We start from the raw sequence: 13,470 nt of genomic DNA on the forward strand, positions 1-13,470 counted from the left end.
TGGGCGCATGGGGATATGCGCGGCTTTCCAGAGGGTAGACGTAGCGATCAGACTGAACGGGTTAAACCCAGTTCACTTTTATCTCTGGTCATCCAGGCGGCCTGCTGCGGCGTGTTGCCGCAGTTGTGTGGCCGGGTGCTTGGTTATACTCCTGCGGCTCGTTAAATGGGCATCTTGGAGATTCTATGCTCGCACCTGTGCAGCTACTGTCGGCGAGTCGGCAAAACCTCTGGCGACTGACCCTGATCCGCATTCTGGTGCTGGCGGCGCAGGCGGGGTCCGTGGGCCTGGCCTACAAGTCTGGCGCTTTGCCGCTGCCCTGGCTGGAGCTAAGCGTCACCCTCGGTATTTCCCTGGTGCTGTGCCTGTTGACCGCATTGCGCTTGCGCGGCCCATGGCCGGTGACCGAGCAGGAGTATGCGGTGCAGCTGGGCTGTGACCTGATTATCCATAGCCTGCTGCTGTACTACTCGGGCGGCTCGACTAATCCCTTCGTGTCCTATTACCTGGTGCCGCTGACTATTGCGGCGGCCACCTTGCCTTGGCTCTACACCATCACCCTGTCCGGCCTGGCGCTGGGCGGTTACACCTTTTTGCTGGTCTGGTCGCATCCGCTGGCATTGCCGGCAGGGCCACGGGAGAGCCTGCTGATCTATGGCATGTGGCTGAGCTTTGCCCTGGCCGCCGGACTGATCACCTTCTTCGTGGCAAAGATGGCCGAAGAGCTGCGCCATCAGGAAGAGCTGCGCGCTGAGCGCCGTGAAGAAGGTTTGCGTGATCAACAATTGTTAGCCGTGGCCACCCAGGCGGCGGGGGCGGCCCATGAGCTGGGCACGCCGCTGGCGACCATGAGCGTGCTGATCAAAGAGCTGCGCCGCGAGCATCAGGAGCCGACATTACAGGAGGACCTGGCCGTGCTGCAGGAGCAGGTCAAGCTGTGCAAGGAAACCCTGCAGCATCTGGTGCGTGCAGCCGAGGCGGATCGCCGTCAGGCGGTGGTCGAGTTGTCGTCGGTGGAGTGGCTGGAGGCGGCCCTCAATCGCTGGCACCTGATGCGCCCAGAGGCCAGCTATCGCTACCAGTGCCTGGGGCGCGGTACGCCGCCTCGGCTGATGCCGCCCGCCGACCTGACCCAGGCGCTGCTCAATCTGCTGAACAATGCAGCTGATGCCTGCCCAGACAAGCTGGATGTCCGTCTGGACTGGGATCACCAATGGCTGCGCCTGAGCATTCGTGACTTCGGAGACGGTGTGCCGTTGGCGATCGCCGAGCAGCTTGGACGACCGTTTTTTACCACCAAGGGTAAGGGCTTTGGCCTTGGGCTGTTCCTCAGCCAGGCCAGCGTCACCCGTGCCGGTGGCACGGTTAAACTGTATAACCACGAAGAAGGCGGCACGCTCACCGAGCTGAAGTTGCCGCGCGCCTATGGCCGAGCTTAAGGAAGCATTTTGTATGAGCGACGAAGTTCTGTTCGAAGGTGAAGAGCAACCGCACCTGCTGCTGGTTGATGACGATCCGACCTTCACCCGCGTCATGGCGCGCGCCATGAGCCGTCGTGGCTTGCGCGTATCCACGGCAGGCTCGGCTGAAGAAGGTTTGGTCCTGGCCGAGCAGGATCTGCCGGACTACGCCGTGGTCGACCTGAAGATGGAAGGCGACTCCGGTCTGGTGCTGCTGCCCAAACTGCTGGAGCTGGACGCCGAAATGCGTGTGGTCATCCTCACCGGTTATTCGAGCATTGCCACTGCGGTGGAGGCGATCAAGCGCGGTGCTTGCAACTACCTGTGCAAGCCCGCCGATGCCGATGACGTGTTGGCCGCGCTACTGACCCAGCATGCTGATCTGGATACGCTGGTGCCGGAAAACCCGATGTCGGTTGACCGCCTGCAGTGGGAGCACATCCAGCGTGTACTCAGCGAGCACGAAGGCAATATCTCCGCCACCGCCCGCGCCTTGGGCATGCACCGGCGGACCTTGCAGCGCAAATTGCAGAAGCGCCCGGTACGCCGCTGAAAAGGGCTGCGTGCCTCTGCAGGCGACGGTAGCAAGGCAATGGTTAGCCAGCTAACATAGGTTGTCAGACAACCCCTCTGGTGCTTTCATGCTTGCCGTCGTCCAGCAAACCCTCGCCATCACTGCACCGGTATTTGCCATGCTGTTTCTCGGCGTGGTGCTCAAGCGCCTGCACTGGATCGACACGGCATTTATCAACACGGCATCGAGTCTGGTGTTTCGCGGCACCATGCCGACGTTGCTATTTCTCGGTATTGTCAAAGCCGACTTGAGTGCGGCCCTGCAGCCGGCGCTGCTGCTGTTCTTTGTGCTTGCCACCCTGGTCTGTTTTTCCCTGGCCTGGGTCTGGGCGATCTGGCGCATCCCCCGCGAGGATCGCGGCATCTACACCCAGGGCGCGTTTCGCGGTAACAACGGCATTATCGGCCTGGCGTTGGCCACCAGCCTTTACGGCGACTACGGTCTGTCCCTGGGCGCGGTGCTCGGCGGAGTGGTGATCCTTTGCTACAACGTCCTCTCGGCCATCGTCCTGGCTATTTACAGCCCTGGCGTCAAGACCGGGCCGCTGGCCATCGGTAAGAGCATTCTGGTCAATCCATTGATCATTGGTGTGCTGCTCGCGATTCCCTTCGCCTACTGGCAGATTCCTGTGCCTGTCTGGTTGATGACCTCAGCCGAGTATTTTGCGCAGATGACCCTGCCACTGGCGCTGATCTGCATTGGCGGCACTCTCAGCCTGGCTTCGCTGCGCCAGGGTAGCGGCACGGCGCTTAGCGCGAGTTTGATGAAGATGGTCTGGTTGCCGCTGCTTGCTACCTATGGCGCCTGGCTCTATGGCTTTCGTGAAGCGGACCTGGCGATTCTCTTTCTGTATTTCGCCAGTCCCACGGCGGCAGCCAGCTTCGTCATGGCCCGCGCGGTAGGTGCCAATTATGAGCTGGCGGCGGCGATTATCGTGATCACCACCCTGATAGCGGTAGTGACCACCAACGTTGGGCTATTGCTGTTGCAGTGGGGCGGTTGGATATAGCTACTCAGCGCGCATAAAAAAGCCGGGCAGTGCCCGGCTTTCTGTTTTGCGGCGCTCAGGCTTGCTGATGGTCGTCGATCACTTCCTGCGCTGCGCGAAAGGCATCGATGGCCGCTGGTACGCCGGCATACACCGCGCAGTGCAGCAGGGTTTCGCGGATTTCCTCGACTGTGCAGCCGTTGTTCAACGCGCCGCGCACGTGGCCCTTGAGCTCCTGCGGACATTTCAGCGCGGTCAGTGCCGACAGGGTGATCAGGCTGCGGGTTTTGCGATCCAGCCCGTCACGGGTCCACACGCCGCCCCAGGCGTGCTCATTGACGAAGTCCTGCAGCGGCTGGGTAAAGTCAGTGGCGTTACCCAAAGCGCGGTCGACAAAGGCGTCACCCATCACCTCACGGCGGACTTTCAGGCCTTGTTCGTGATTGTCACTCATGCAGCTTTCCTCCCGATGGGCCGTCAGGCTTTCTGCTTGTGCCAGGCGCGACCAGCAATGATCACCAGGGTCACCGCAGTCAACGGCAGCGCATAACCCAGCAGGGCATCGCCGAATACCTCGGCGAACGGGCGACCGGCCGAGGACAGCAGCAGGTAGGCGGTATACGCCAGGTAGTAGGCGACGAACAGTAGGCCTTCCCAGCGGTTGATGCGGTAACCGGAGAAGAAGATCGGTAGACAAGCCACGGCCACTGCAATCATTACCGGGAAGTCGAAGGCCAGGGCGTTGGCGGCCACCGGGATGGCGCTCGGCGATACCAGCGATGCCAGGCCCAGTACGCAAAGCAGGTTGAAGATATTACTGCCGACGATATTGCCCACAGCGATATCGCGTTCGCCCTTGAAGGCGGCAATAATCGAAGTGGCTAGCTCCGGCAGAGAGGTGCCAATGGCAATCACTGTCAGGCCGATCACCAGCTCCGACAGGCCGAGAGCCCGGGCCAGGCTGACCGCGCCCTCAACCAGAAAGTTCGACCCCGCCACCAACAGCACCAGTCCGGCGATCAGCAGGCCCAGATTGATTGCCCAAGCATAGGGCTTGCTCGGTTGATCCAGGCCGAACTCCTTGACGAACTCATCATCCTCGCTGGCGACCTTCTGGTCGCGGCGCGAGCTGATGATCAGGAAGGCGGTATAGCTGAGCACCCCGGCAAACAACAGTGCACCTTCAAGGCGGCTAAGGCTGCCGTCCCAGGCCAAGGCGTACACCACCAAGCTGGCACCAATCATAATCGGCACATCCAGGCGGATCAGCTGGCGCGAGACGATCAGCGGAGCGACCAGAGCGGTTGCCCCCAGCACCAACAGTACGTTGGCGATATTGCTGCCGATCACGTTACCAATCGCCAGGTCGCCGCTGCCGTTCAGTGCAGCTTGCACGCTGACGGCGGTTTCCGGTGCGCTGGTGCCGAAGGCCACCACGGTCAGGCCGATCACCAGTGGCGGAATACCGAATTGCGCAGCGAGTTTGGCCGCGCCGCGCACCAGCACTTCTGCGCCGGCTACCAGCAGCACCAGGCCGGCGATCAGATAAACAAAGGTCATCAGGGTCATTGCAAGGGGCTCCAGAAAAGTGGCGCTAGTTTAATCATCGGCTTGCGTTGCGCCAGAGGCTGAGCGGGGTCGTCTAGGGCTTCTTTGTAAACAGCTATGTTTACTCGGCCAGCTGCTCCACGCGCACCGGCACGACGCCGTCGCGCAGCATATCCAGCTGTTCGGCGGCCTTCTGCGACAGGTCGATAATGCGTTTCTTCGCGTAAGGGCCACGGTCGTTGATACGCACCACCACGCTTTTGCCGTTGCGTAGGTTGGTCACCTGTACCCGGCTGCCAAACGGCAGGCTGCGGTGCGCGGCGGTCAGGGCGTTCTGGTCGAAGCGTTCACCGCTGGCGGTCTTGTTGCCGTGGTGGCGCGCGCCGTAATAGGACGCCTGACCTTCGGCGTGGTAACCATGCGGATCGACCTGGCCCTGGCTGGCACAGGCGCTGAGCAGCAAGCTGGTGATGGCAATCAATAACAGGCGCATGGTAGTTCCTGGCAGTTGGCAGCGGACAAAACAACGCCGGGCTGACCCGGCGTTGATATAGCAAGCCATCCTTGGCTTATAGGGAGCTCCGACCCGACCCGGCCATGGCGGGTCGTTCGCCGGGCCAAGGCATGCGTTGGCTGCCCCGTCTTACCCTTCGAGCTTTTTCTTCAGCAGTTCGTTCACCTGGCCCGGGTTGGCCTTGCCTTTCGAGGCCTTCATGGCCTGGCCTACGAAGAAGCCGAACATCTTGCCGCGCTTGGCTTCGTCGCTGGCGCGGTACTGTTCGACCTGCTCGGCATTGGCTGCCAGCACTTCGTCGAGCATGCTTTCGATGGCGCCCGAGTCGGTGACCTGCTTAAGGCCCTTCTTCTCGATCACTTCATCGGCCGTCGCGCCTTCGCCGGCCGCCAGGGCCTCGAAGACCATCTTGGCTATCTTGCCGCTGATGGTGTTGTCCTTGATGCGCAGGATCATCCCGCCCAATTGCTCGGCGCTAACCGGCGATTGTTCGATCTCCAGGTTGTCCTTATTGAGCAGGCTGGAAAGCTCGCCCATCACCCAGTTGGCGGCCAATTTGGCGTCGCCGCACACGGCATTCACGGCTTCGAAGTAGTTGGCCAGTTCGCGGCTGGCGGCCAGTACGTCGGCGTCATAGGTGGACAGGCCGAACTCACGCTCGAAACGTGCGCGCTTCTCGACCGGCAGTTCTGGCAGGCTGGCGCGGATTTCATCGAGGAAGCTCTGCTCGATTACCACCGGCAGCAGATCCGGGCAGGGGAAGTACCGGTAGTCGTTGGCTTCTTCCTTGCTGCGCATGGAGCGTGTCTGGTCCTTGTTCGGGTCGTACAGGCGGGTTTCCTGCACCACCTTGCCGCCGTCCTCAATTAGCTCGATTTGCCGTTGCACCTCGTGGTTGATCGCTTTTTCGATAAAGCGGAACGAGTTGACGTTTTTGATCTCGGCGCGGGTGCCGAACTCGGCTTGGCCCTTGGGGCGTACTGAAACGTTGCAGTCGCAGCGCAGCGAGCCTTCGGCCATGTTGCCGTCGCAGATGCCGAGGTAGCGCACCAGGGCGTGGATCGCCTTGACGTAGGCCACGGCTTCCTTGGCCGAGCGGATGTCCGGCTCGGAAACGATCTCCAGCAGCGGCGTGCCAGCACGGTTTAGATCGATGCCGCTCATGCCGTGGAAGTCTTCGTGCAGGCTCTTGCCGGCGTCTTCTTCCAGGTGCGCGCGGGTGATGCCGATGCGCTTCTGGCTGCCGTCTTCCAGGGTGATATCGAGGAAGCCCTTGCCGACGATGGGGTCATCCATCTGGCTGGTCTGATAGCCCTTGGGCAGGTCCGGGTAGAAGTAGTTTTTACGGGCGAAGATGTTCTTGCCGGCGATTTCAGCATCGATGGCCAGGCCGAATTTGCAGGCCATGCGCACGGCTTCGGCATTCAGCACCGGCAAAGTGCCGGGCATGCCGAGGTCAACCAGGCTGGCCTGGGTGTTGGGCTCGGCGCCAAAGGCGATAGCGCTGGCGGAGAAAATCTTCGATTGGGTGCTGAGCTGGGCGTGAATCTCAAGCCCGATTACGGTTTCCCATTGCATGCGTGTCGTCCTCAGAATCCAGCCGGAGCTTGTGTGTGCCAGTCAGTAACCTGTTGGTACTGATGGGCGACGTTGAGCAGGCGGCCTTCCCGGAAGTAAGGGGCGAGCAGTTGCACACCGACCGGCAAGCCATCGACGAAGCCCGCAGGCATTGACAGGCCGGGGATGCCGGCGAGGTTGGCGGTGATGGTGTAAATGTCTTCCAGGTAGGCGGCGACCGGGTCGTTGTTCTTCTCGCCGAGCTTCCAGGCCAGGTTTGGCGTGGTTGGGCCGAGGATCACGTCGACATCGTTGAAGGCGGCGACAAAATCGTTCTTGATCAGGCGGCGGATCTTCTGCGCCTTAAGGTAGTAAGCGTCGTAGTAGCCGGCAGAGAGTGCATAAGTGCCGACCATAATGCGCCGTTTCACTTCCGCGCCGAAGCCTTCACCGCGCGAACGCTTGTACAGGTCTTCCAGATTCACTGGGTTTTCGCAGCGGTAGCCAAAGCGAACGCCGTCGAAACGCGAGAGGTTGCTGCTGGCCTCGGCCGGGGCGATCACGTAATAGGCGGGAATCGCGTGCTGCATATTTGGCAGGCTGATTTCCTTGACGCTGGCACCGAGCTTTTTCAGCTCTTCCACCACCGCCATCACCTTCTCGCCGATACGGGCATCGAGGCCAGCGCCGAAGTATTCCTTCGGCAGGCCGATGCGCAGGCCGGCGAGCGGCTGAGTCAGTGCTGCCAGGTAGTCATCAACTGGTTGATCAACGCTGGTGCTGTCCTTGGCATCGAAACCGGCCATGGCTTGCAGCATCAATGCGCAATCTTCAGCCGTGCGGGCCAGCGGGCCGCCCTGATCGAGGCTGGAGGCGTAGGCGATCATGCCCCAACGCGAGACGCGGCCGTAGGTTGGCTTGATCCCGGTAAGGTTAGTCAGCGCTGCCGGTTGGCGGATCGAGCCGCCGGTGTCGGTGCCGGTCGCTGCAGGCAGCAGGCGTGCAGCCACTGCAGCAGCGGAGCCGCCGGAAGATCCGCCGGGTACGCGGGTCAGGTCCCAGGGGTTTTTCACCGCGCCGTAGTGGCTGGATTCGTTGGCCGAGCCCATGGCGAATTCGTCCATGTTCAGCTTGCCCAGGGTCACCGTGCCGGAGCTGGCGAGTTTCTCGACAACAGTGGCGTTGTAGGGGGCCTTGAAGCCGGTAAGGATCTTCGAGCCGCAGCTGGTCAGTACGTCCTGGGTGCAGAACAGGTCCTTGTGGCCGATGGGCGCGCCGAGCAGGGCGCCACTTTCGCCGCCCGCACGACGGACGTCGGCGGCTTTAGCTTGCTCCAGCGCAAGCTCCTCGGTGACAGTAATAAAGCTATTGAGCTGCGGGTCGAGTTGCGCAATGCGCGCTAGCAGACTGCGGGTCAGTTCTTCGGCGGAAAATTGCTTGTCGGCGAGTCCGCGGGCGATCTCGGCCAGGGTCATTTGATACATGGCTAGGTGCTTTCCCTTACTCGATGACTTTCGGAACCAGATACAGGCCGTTTTCCACGGCCGGGGCGATAGCCTGGTAGGCATCGCGTTGGTTGCGTTCGGTGACCTGGTCGGCGCGCAGGCGCTGGGTCGCTTCCAGGGGGTGGGCCAGCGGCTCGATGCCGTCGGTATTGACCGCCTGCATTTGGTCAATCAGGCCGAGAATGTTATTGAGGGTCTCGGTTGTTCCCGGAATATCGGCTTCATTCAGGCCTAGTCGAGCCAGATGAGCGATTTTCTCCACGTCGGAGCGTTCAAGCGCCATTGGTTTCTCCCTATATAAAGCAGCGCATTTGCTGGCTGCCTTTGGAAATGTGAACGAGTCGCCATGCACAGGTGCGCAGGGAACAGATAGTGACAGGTGGTGGTCAAAGGCCGCGATGATGGGTCTTAAAGCCCTGAAAAACCGGCAATCTACCATATTGGTGCCTTGCTCAAAATCCCTGCCGTTGTTAGAGTTTGCCGCACTTTTTAGCAGCGCCTTTACCGCGCTTCGCCTTTACCCACGCGTTGCCTAGGGTCCCTATCCCATGTTCAAAAAACTGCGTGGCATGTTTTCCAGCGATCTGTCGATTGACCTGGGCACTGCCAATACCCTGATTTATGTTCGCGAGCGCGGCATCGTCCTGAACGAGCCGTCGGTCGTTGCTATCCGTACCCACGGTAACCAGAAGAGCGTGGTGGCGGTCGGAACCGAAGCCAAACGTATGCTCGGCCGTACCCCTGGCAACATTGCTGCTATCCGTCCGATGAAAGACGGTGTGATCGCCGACTTCAGTGTCTGCGAAAAGATGCTGCAGTACTTCATCAACAAGGTTCACGAAAACAGCTTCCTACAGCCGTCGCCGCGCGTGCTGATCTGCGTACCGTGCAAATCCACCCAGGTGGAGCGCCGCGCCATCCGTGAGTCGGCACTCGGTGCCGGTGCTCGCGAAGTATTTCTGATCGAAGAACCAATGGCGGCTGCCATCGGTGCCGGCCTGCCGGTTGAAGAAGCCCGTGGTTCGATGGTCGTCGATATCGGTGGTGGTACCACTGAAATCGCCCTGATCTCGCTGAACGGCGTCGTGTACGCCGAGTCAGTGCGCGTCGGCGGCGATCGTTTCGACGAAGCGATCATCACTTATGTGCGCCGAAATTACGGTTCGCTGATCGGTGAATCCACCGCGGAGCGGATCAAGCAGGAAATCGGCACCGCCTACGCCGGTGGCGAACTGCGTGAAGTCGACGTACGTGGCCGTAACCTGGCCGAAGGCGTACCGCGCAGCTTTACCCTGAACTCCAACGAAGTGCTCGAAGCGCTGCAGGAATCCCTGGCGACCATCGTCCAGGCGGTGAAAAGCGCGCTGGAGCAATCACCGCCAGAACTGGCTTCCGACATTGCCGAGCGTGGTCTGGTGCTCACCGGCGGTGGCGCGTTGCTGCGTGATCTGGACAAACTGCTGTCGCAGGAAACCGGCCTGCCGGTTATCGTCGCCGAAGACCCGCTGACCTGTGTTGCCCGCGGTGGTGGCAAGGCGCTGGAAATGATGGATCGCCACACCATGGACTTGCTGTCCTCGGAGTAAGGCGCCACTGTTCCACGTCCTAAGCTGCAACCGGGTTCTACTCGCTTGCAGCTTTTTGTTTGCTGCCTGACGCCGTGAGGAGCTGCCGATCAAACCGCTATTTGCCAAAGGTCCTTCGCTGGGTGTGCGCCTGTTGGTGTTCACCGTGCTGTCGGCTGCGCTGATGGTGGTCGACGCACGCTTTACCTTGCTGCAGCCGCTACGTGCACAGCTCGGATTGATTGTCGAGCCGGTTTATTGGGTGGGTCGTCTACCGGTGCGGGTGTGGGAAGGTGCCACGCAAGAACTAAGTAGCCGCAGCGAACTGACCGCCGAGAATGAAAAGCTCAAGGCCGAGCAGTTGATGATGCAGCGCCGCTTGCAAAAGCTCGCCGCGCTGACCGAGCAGAACGTGCGCTTGCGCGAGTTGCTCAACTCGGCCGCCCTGGTCGACGACGAGGTGCTGGCCACCGAGCTGATCGGTATCGACCCCAACCCCTTTACCCATCGCATCCTGATCGACAAGGGTGAGAAGGACGGTGTGGTCCTGGGGCAGCCGGTTCTAGACGCTCGCGGTCTGATGGGGCAAGTGGTCGAGGTCATGCCCTACACCTCGCGAGTTTTGCTGCTCACCGATACCACCCACAGTATTCCAGTGCAGGTCAATCGTAATGGCCTGCGCGCCATCGCCAGTGGCACCGGTAACCCGGAGCGCCTGGAGTTGCGCCATGTCGCCGATACGGCGGATATCAAGGAGGGCGATCTGCTGGTCAGCTCCGGCCTCGGTCAGCGCTTCCCAGCCGGCTATCCGGTGGCCATGGTCAGCGAAGTGATTCACGACTCCGGTCAGCCCTTTGCGATTGTGCGTGCGGTGCCCACGGCTACGCTGAACCGCAGTCGCTATATGCTGCTGGTGTTTACCGACCCGCGTACGCCAGAGCAGCGCGCCACCGAGTCGGCGCAAGCTCAGGAAGCCCTGGACCGTGAAATTCAGCAGCAGGCGCAACCTGCTGCTGACGCGCCAGCAGCGCCCGCCAATTCGCCGGAGGCAGCGCAATAATGGCCGCACGTTCAAGCAATATCTGGGTGGTCTGGCTGACATTCGCCCTGGCGCTGCTGCTTAGCGTGTCGAGCATGCCCAAGTTTATGGAGCTGGGCCGGCCGCTATGGTTGGCGCTGTTTCTGACCTATTGGGTGCTGGCTTTGCCGCATCGCGTGGGTATGACTACGGCCTGGGTCATCGGCTTGTTGGCCGATGTGCTGAACGGCAGTTTGCTGGGGCAAAATGCGCTGATCCTGACCCTGATTACCTTTCTGGTGTTGACCCTGCATCAGCGTTTGCGCATGTTCCCCATGTGGCAGCAAAGCACCGTGCTGCTGGTGGTGTTCGGTCTGGCGCAGCTGGTGCAGCTGTGGCTGAACGCCTTGACTGGCAGTCGCCCGCCAACCCTGGCGTTTGTCTTGCCGGCGCTGGTCAGCGCCTTGCTCTGGCCCTGGGTCTGTACCTTGTTGCGCGGGTTGCATCAGCGTCTGGGCGTCAATTAAGCAAGGCCGCTCGGCCTTGCGTTTACCGACAGGGAGAAGTCAGCATGGCCACCCTCTATCTCGCCTCCGGATCGCCGCGTCGGCGTGAACTGCTGACGCAAATTGCTGTGCCCTTCCTCACGCAAATCGTCCCCATCGATGAAAATGCATTGCCAGGTGAGTCGCCAATCGCCTATGTAGAGCGTCTGGCTCGCGCAAAAGCGCAGGCTGGGCTTGCTGCCCTGTCCGATACGGCGGATGCCGTGGTGCTCGGTGCTGACACCGCGGTGGTGCTCGATGGGCGGATTCTCGGCAAGCCTGTCGATCGTGACGATGCGTTGGCGACCTTGAGTGCTCTGTCTGGGCGTAGCCATCAGGTGCTCACCGCCGTGGCGCTGGTCAGCCGCGAACGGCTGGAGTCGCGGGTGGTCACAAGCCAGGTTACCTTCCGCGCGTTGCGCCAGGCCGAAATCGAGGTCTACTGGGCCAGCGGGGAACCACAGGACAAGGCCGGGTGCTACGGTATTCAGGGCCTGGCGGCAGTGTTTGTCAGCCAGTTGCAGGGCAGTTATTCGGCGGTGGTGGGTTTGCCGCTGTGTGAGACTGCTGCGTTGCTCGCAGAATTTGCTATTCCGTGCTGGCAGTTGTTGCCAGATCACAGTCAAGAGGTTGCGGGTCGCGGGTGAGTGACCGCCGTTATCGGCGCAGTCCCTGGGCTTTCAGCTTTATCTCAGAAGAGATGAGCGCATGAGTGAAGAGATCCTGATCAACATCACGCCGATGGAGTCGCGCGTGGCGGTGGTGGAAAACGGCGTACTGCAGGAAGTGCACGTCGAACGCACGCAGAAGCGTGGCATCGTCGGCAATATCTACAAAGGCAAAGTGGTGCGCGTGCTGCCGGGTATGCAGGCGGCCTTTATCGATATCGGTCTGGAGCGTGCGGCGTTTATTCATGCCGCGGAAATTTCCAGCCGCGAAGGTCCGGCCGTGGAAAGCATCAGCGCCCTGGTGCACGAAGGCCAGAGCCTGGTGGTGCAGGTCACCAAGGACCCGATCGGCAGCAAGGGTGCTCGCCTGACCACTCAGTTGTCGATCCCTTCGCGCTACCTGGTGTATATGCCGCGCACCGCCCACGTTGGAATCTCGCTGAAGATCGAAGACGAAGCCGAGCGTGAGCGTCTTAAGCAGGTAGTCGCCGACTGCGTGGCCGCCGAGGGTATCGAGGAAGCCGGCGGTTTTATCCTGCGCACCGCCGCCGATGGTGCCGGCGCTGACGAAATTCTCGCCGATATCCGTTACCTGCGCCGCCTGTGGGAACAAATCGCTACACAGATGAAGGTCGGCCCGACGCCGTTGGTGATCTATGAAGATCTCAGTCTGGCACTGCGCACCCTGCGCGATCTGGTCAACCCGAAGATCGAGAAAATCCGCGTCGACTCGCGCGAGACCTTCGGCAAGATTACCCAGTTCGTCGATGAGCTGATGCCGGAAATCGCCGACCGCCTGGAGCACTACCCGGGCGAGCGGCCGATCTTCGATCTGTATGGCGTCGAGGACGAAATCCAGAAGGCGCTGGAGCGCAAGGTGCCGCTCAAGTCTGGCGGTTACCTGATCATCGATCCGGCCGAGGCGATGAGCACCATTGATGTGAATACCGGCGCGTTCGTCGGCCACCGCACGTTGGAAGAGACCATCTTCAAGACCAATCTGGAAGCCGCTACAGCGATTGCCCGGCAGCTGCGCCTGCGCAATATCGGCGGGATCATCATCATCGACTTTATCGACATGGAAGATGAGGAGCACCAGCGCCAGGTGCTGCGCACCCTGGAGAAGCAGCTGGAGCGCGACCACGCCAAGACCAACATCATCGGCATCACCGAGCTGGGCCTGGTGCAGATGACCCGCAAACGCACCCGCGAAAGCCTCGAACAGGTGCTATGCGAGCCGTGCAGCGCCTGTCAGGGGCGCGGCAAGCTGAAAACTGCCGAAACCACCTGCTACGAGATTTTCCGCGAGATTCTGCGCGAAGCGCGCGCCTATCAGCCGGAAGGTTATCGGGTGCTGGCCAATCAGAAGGTGGTCGACCGCTTGCTCGATGAAGAGTCGGGCAATGTCGCCGATCTCGAAGCCTTTATCGGCCGCACCATAAAGTTCCAGGTCGAGACGATGTATTCCCAGGAGCAATACGATGTGGTGCTGCTCTGATATGCGCGCTTACCGCTCGGGCGTGAACTG

The 13,470-nt window shown here is 61.0% G+C and carries 14 protein-coding genes; 8 read left to right on the forward strand and 6 right to left on the reverse strand.

The genetic code is table 11. The annotated features are described in order from the left end of the window. Positions 1 to 185: 185 nt before the first annotated feature. The 3 genes from AACY25_RS16215 (at position 186) to AACY25_RS16225 (ending at position 3,043) form a co-directional block, all read left to right on the forward strand. The gene (locus AACY25_RS16215) at positions 186 to 1,439 is read left to right on the forward strand and encodes an ATP-binding protein (RefSeq protein WP_339413287.1); all 1,254 of its coding nucleotides are present in this window, start codon (positions 186 to 188) and stop codon (positions 1,437 to 1,439) included. 13 nt (positions 1,440 to 1,452) lie between these two features. Continuing rightward, positions 1,453 to 2,013, forward strand: coding sequence for a response regulator transcription factor (locus AACY25_RS16220; protein ID WP_339525893.1), 561 nt, complete (start codon positions 1,453 to 1,455; stop codon positions 2,011 to 2,013). 88 nt (positions 2,014 to 2,101) lie between these two features. Continuing rightward, positions 2,102 to 3,043 (forward strand): AEC family transporter, encoded by a 942-nt coding sequence (locus tag AACY25_RS16225; RefSeq protein ID WP_339413291.1) that lies wholly within the window; start codon positions 2,102 to 2,104, stop codon positions 3,041 to 3,043. A gap of 55 nt (positions 3,044 to 3,098) precedes the next feature. Here AACY25_RS16225 and pcaC read toward each other — a convergent pair whose 3' ends face one another. The 6 genes from pcaC to gatC form a co-directional block, all read right to left on the reverse strand. Further along, positions 3,099 to 3,476 (reverse strand): 4-carboxymuconolactone decarboxylase, encoded by a 378-nt coding sequence (gene pcaC / locus AACY25_RS16230; protein ID WP_339413292.1) that lies wholly within the window; start codon positions 3,474 to 3,476, stop codon positions 3,099 to 3,101. Between the two features lie 23 nt (positions 3,477 to 3,499). Further along, entirely contained in the window at positions 3,500 to 4,591 is a 1,092-nt protein-coding gene (locus tag AACY25_RS16235) for a calcium/sodium antiporter (RefSeq protein ID WP_339525894.1), read from the reverse strand. A gap of 100 nt (positions 4,592 to 4,691) precedes the next feature. Next, positions 4,692 to 5,063, reverse strand: coding sequence for a septal ring lytic transglycosylase RlpA family protein (locus AACY25_RS16240; RefSeq protein WP_339413296.1), 372 nt, complete (start codon positions 5,061 to 5,063; stop codon positions 4,692 to 4,694). A 150-nt stretch (positions 5,064 to 5,213) separates the two neighbouring features. Continuing rightward, complete coding sequence (gatB, locus tag AACY25_RS16245) at positions 5,214 to 6,662, reverse strand: Asp-tRNA(Asn)/Glu-tRNA(Gln) amidotransferase subunit GatB (RefSeq protein ID WP_339525896.1); 1,449 nt, start codon at positions 6,660 to 6,662, stop codon at positions 5,214 to 5,216. 11 nt (positions 6,663 to 6,673) lie between these two features. After that, positions 6,674 to 8,125, reverse strand: a complete 1,452-nt coding sequence (gene gatA / locus AACY25_RS16250) for an Asp-tRNA(Asn)/Glu-tRNA(Gln) amidotransferase subunit GatA (protein WP_339525897.1) — start codon at positions 8,123 to 8,125, stop codon at positions 6,674 to 6,676. Positions 8,126 to 8,141: 16 nt separating this feature from the next. Next, positions 8,142 to 8,429, reverse strand: a complete 288-nt coding sequence (gatC, locus tag AACY25_RS16255) for an Asp-tRNA(Asn)/Glu-tRNA(Gln) amidotransferase subunit GatC (RefSeq protein ID WP_339413299.1) — start codon at positions 8,427 to 8,429, stop codon at positions 8,142 to 8,144. Between the two features lie 265 nt (positions 8,430 to 8,694). Between gatC and mreB the strand changes: the two genes are divergently transcribed. The 5 genes from mreB to rng all read left to right on the forward strand — a co-directional run bounded on the left by mreB (position 8,695) and on the right by rng (position 13,440). Next, complete coding sequence (gene mreB, locus AACY25_RS16260; RefSeq protein WP_090255536.1) at positions 8,695 to 9,732, forward strand: rod shape-determining protein MreB; 1,038 nt, start codon at positions 8,695 to 8,697, stop codon at positions 9,730 to 9,732. A gap of 136 nt (positions 9,733 to 9,868) precedes the next feature. Continuing rightward, the gene (mreC, locus tag AACY25_RS16265; RefSeq protein ID WP_445261876.1) at positions 9,869 to 10,771 is read left to right on the forward strand and encodes a rod shape-determining protein MreC; all 903 of its coding nucleotides are present in this window, start codon (positions 9,869 to 9,871) and stop codon (positions 10,769 to 10,771) included. Continuing rightward, entirely contained in the window at positions 10,771 to 11,256 is a 486-nt protein-coding gene (gene mreD, locus AACY25_RS16270; RefSeq protein ID WP_160016103.1) for a rod shape-determining protein MreD, read from the forward strand. Before mreC ends, mreD begins: the two co-directional genes overlap by 1 nt. 44 nt (positions 11,257 to 11,300) lie before the next feature. Continuing rightward, positions 11,301 to 11,921 (forward strand): Maf family protein, encoded by a 621-nt coding sequence (locus AACY25_RS16275; protein WP_339525898.1) that lies wholly within the window; start codon positions 11,301 to 11,303, stop codon positions 11,919 to 11,921. A 61-nt stretch (positions 11,922 to 11,982) separates the two neighbouring features. Then, positions 11,983 to 13,440 carry a ribonuclease G gene (gene rng / locus AACY25_RS16280; RefSeq protein ID WP_339413306.1) on the forward strand — a complete coding sequence of 486 codons (1,458 nt, stop codon included), beginning with the start codon at positions 11,983 to 11,985 and terminating at the stop codon, positions 13,438 to 13,440. Positions 13,441 to 13,470: the final 30 nt, after the last annotated feature.

Origin of the sequence: Pseudomonas sp. EA_35y_Pfl2_R111, assembly GCF_963970955.1 — a bacterium.
Taxonomy (GTDB): domain Bacteria; phylum Pseudomonadota; class Gammaproteobacteria; order Pseudomonadales; family Pseudomonadaceae; genus Aquipseudomonas.

What these genes read in the sequence shown, in the direction of transcription:
- AACY25_RS16215 (WP_339413287.1), top strand. Translation starts at nt 186, where the DNA reads ATGCTCGCACCTGTGCAGCTACTGTCGGCGAGTCGGCAAAACCTCTGG.
- AACY25_RS16220 (WP_339525893.1), top strand. Translation starts at nt 1,453, where the DNA reads ATGAGCGACGAAGTTCTGTTCGAAGGTGAAGAGCAACCGCACCTGCTG.
- AACY25_RS16225 (WP_339413291.1), top strand. Translation starts at nt 2,102, where the DNA reads ATGCTTGCCGTCGTCCAGCAAACCCTCGCCATCACTGCACCGGTATTT.
- pcaC (WP_339413292.1), bottom strand. Translation starts at nt 3,476, where the DNA reads ATGAGTGACAATCACGAACAAGGCCTGAAAGTCCGCCGTGAGGTGATG.
- AACY25_RS16235 (WP_339525894.1), bottom strand. Translation starts at nt 4,591, where the DNA reads ATGACCCTGATGACCTTTGTTTATCTGATCGCCGGCCTGGTGCTGCTG.
- AACY25_RS16240 (WP_339413296.1), bottom strand. Translation starts at nt 5,063, where the DNA reads ATGCGCCTGTTATTGATTGCCATCACCAGCTTGCTGCTCAGCGCCTGT.
- gatB (WP_339525896.1), bottom strand. Translation starts at nt 6,662, where the DNA reads ATGCAATGGGAAACCGTAATCGGGCTTGAGATTCACGCCCAGCTCAGC.
- gatA (WP_339525897.1), bottom strand. Translation starts at nt 8,125, where the DNA reads ATGTATCAAATGACCCTGGCCGAGATCGCCCGCGGACTCGCCGACAAG.
- gatC (WP_339413299.1), bottom strand. Translation starts at nt 8,429, where the DNA reads ATGGCGCTTGAACGCTCCGACGTGGAGAAAATCGCTCATCTGGCTCGA.
- mreB (WP_090255536.1), top strand. Translation starts at nt 8,695, where the DNA reads ATGTTCAAAAAACTGCGTGGCATGTTTTCCAGCGATCTGTCGATTGAC.
- mreD (WP_160016103.1), top strand. Translation starts at nt 10,771, where the DNA reads ATGGCCGCACGTTCAAGCAATATCTGGGTGGTCTGGCTGACATTCGCC.
- AACY25_RS16275 (WP_339525898.1), top strand. Translation starts at nt 11,301, where the DNA reads ATGGCCACCCTCTATCTCGCCTCCGGATCGCCGCGTCGGCGTGAACTG.
- rng (WP_339413306.1), top strand. Translation starts at nt 11,983, where the DNA reads ATGAGTGAAGAGATCCTGATCAACATCACGCCGATGGAGTCGCGCGTG.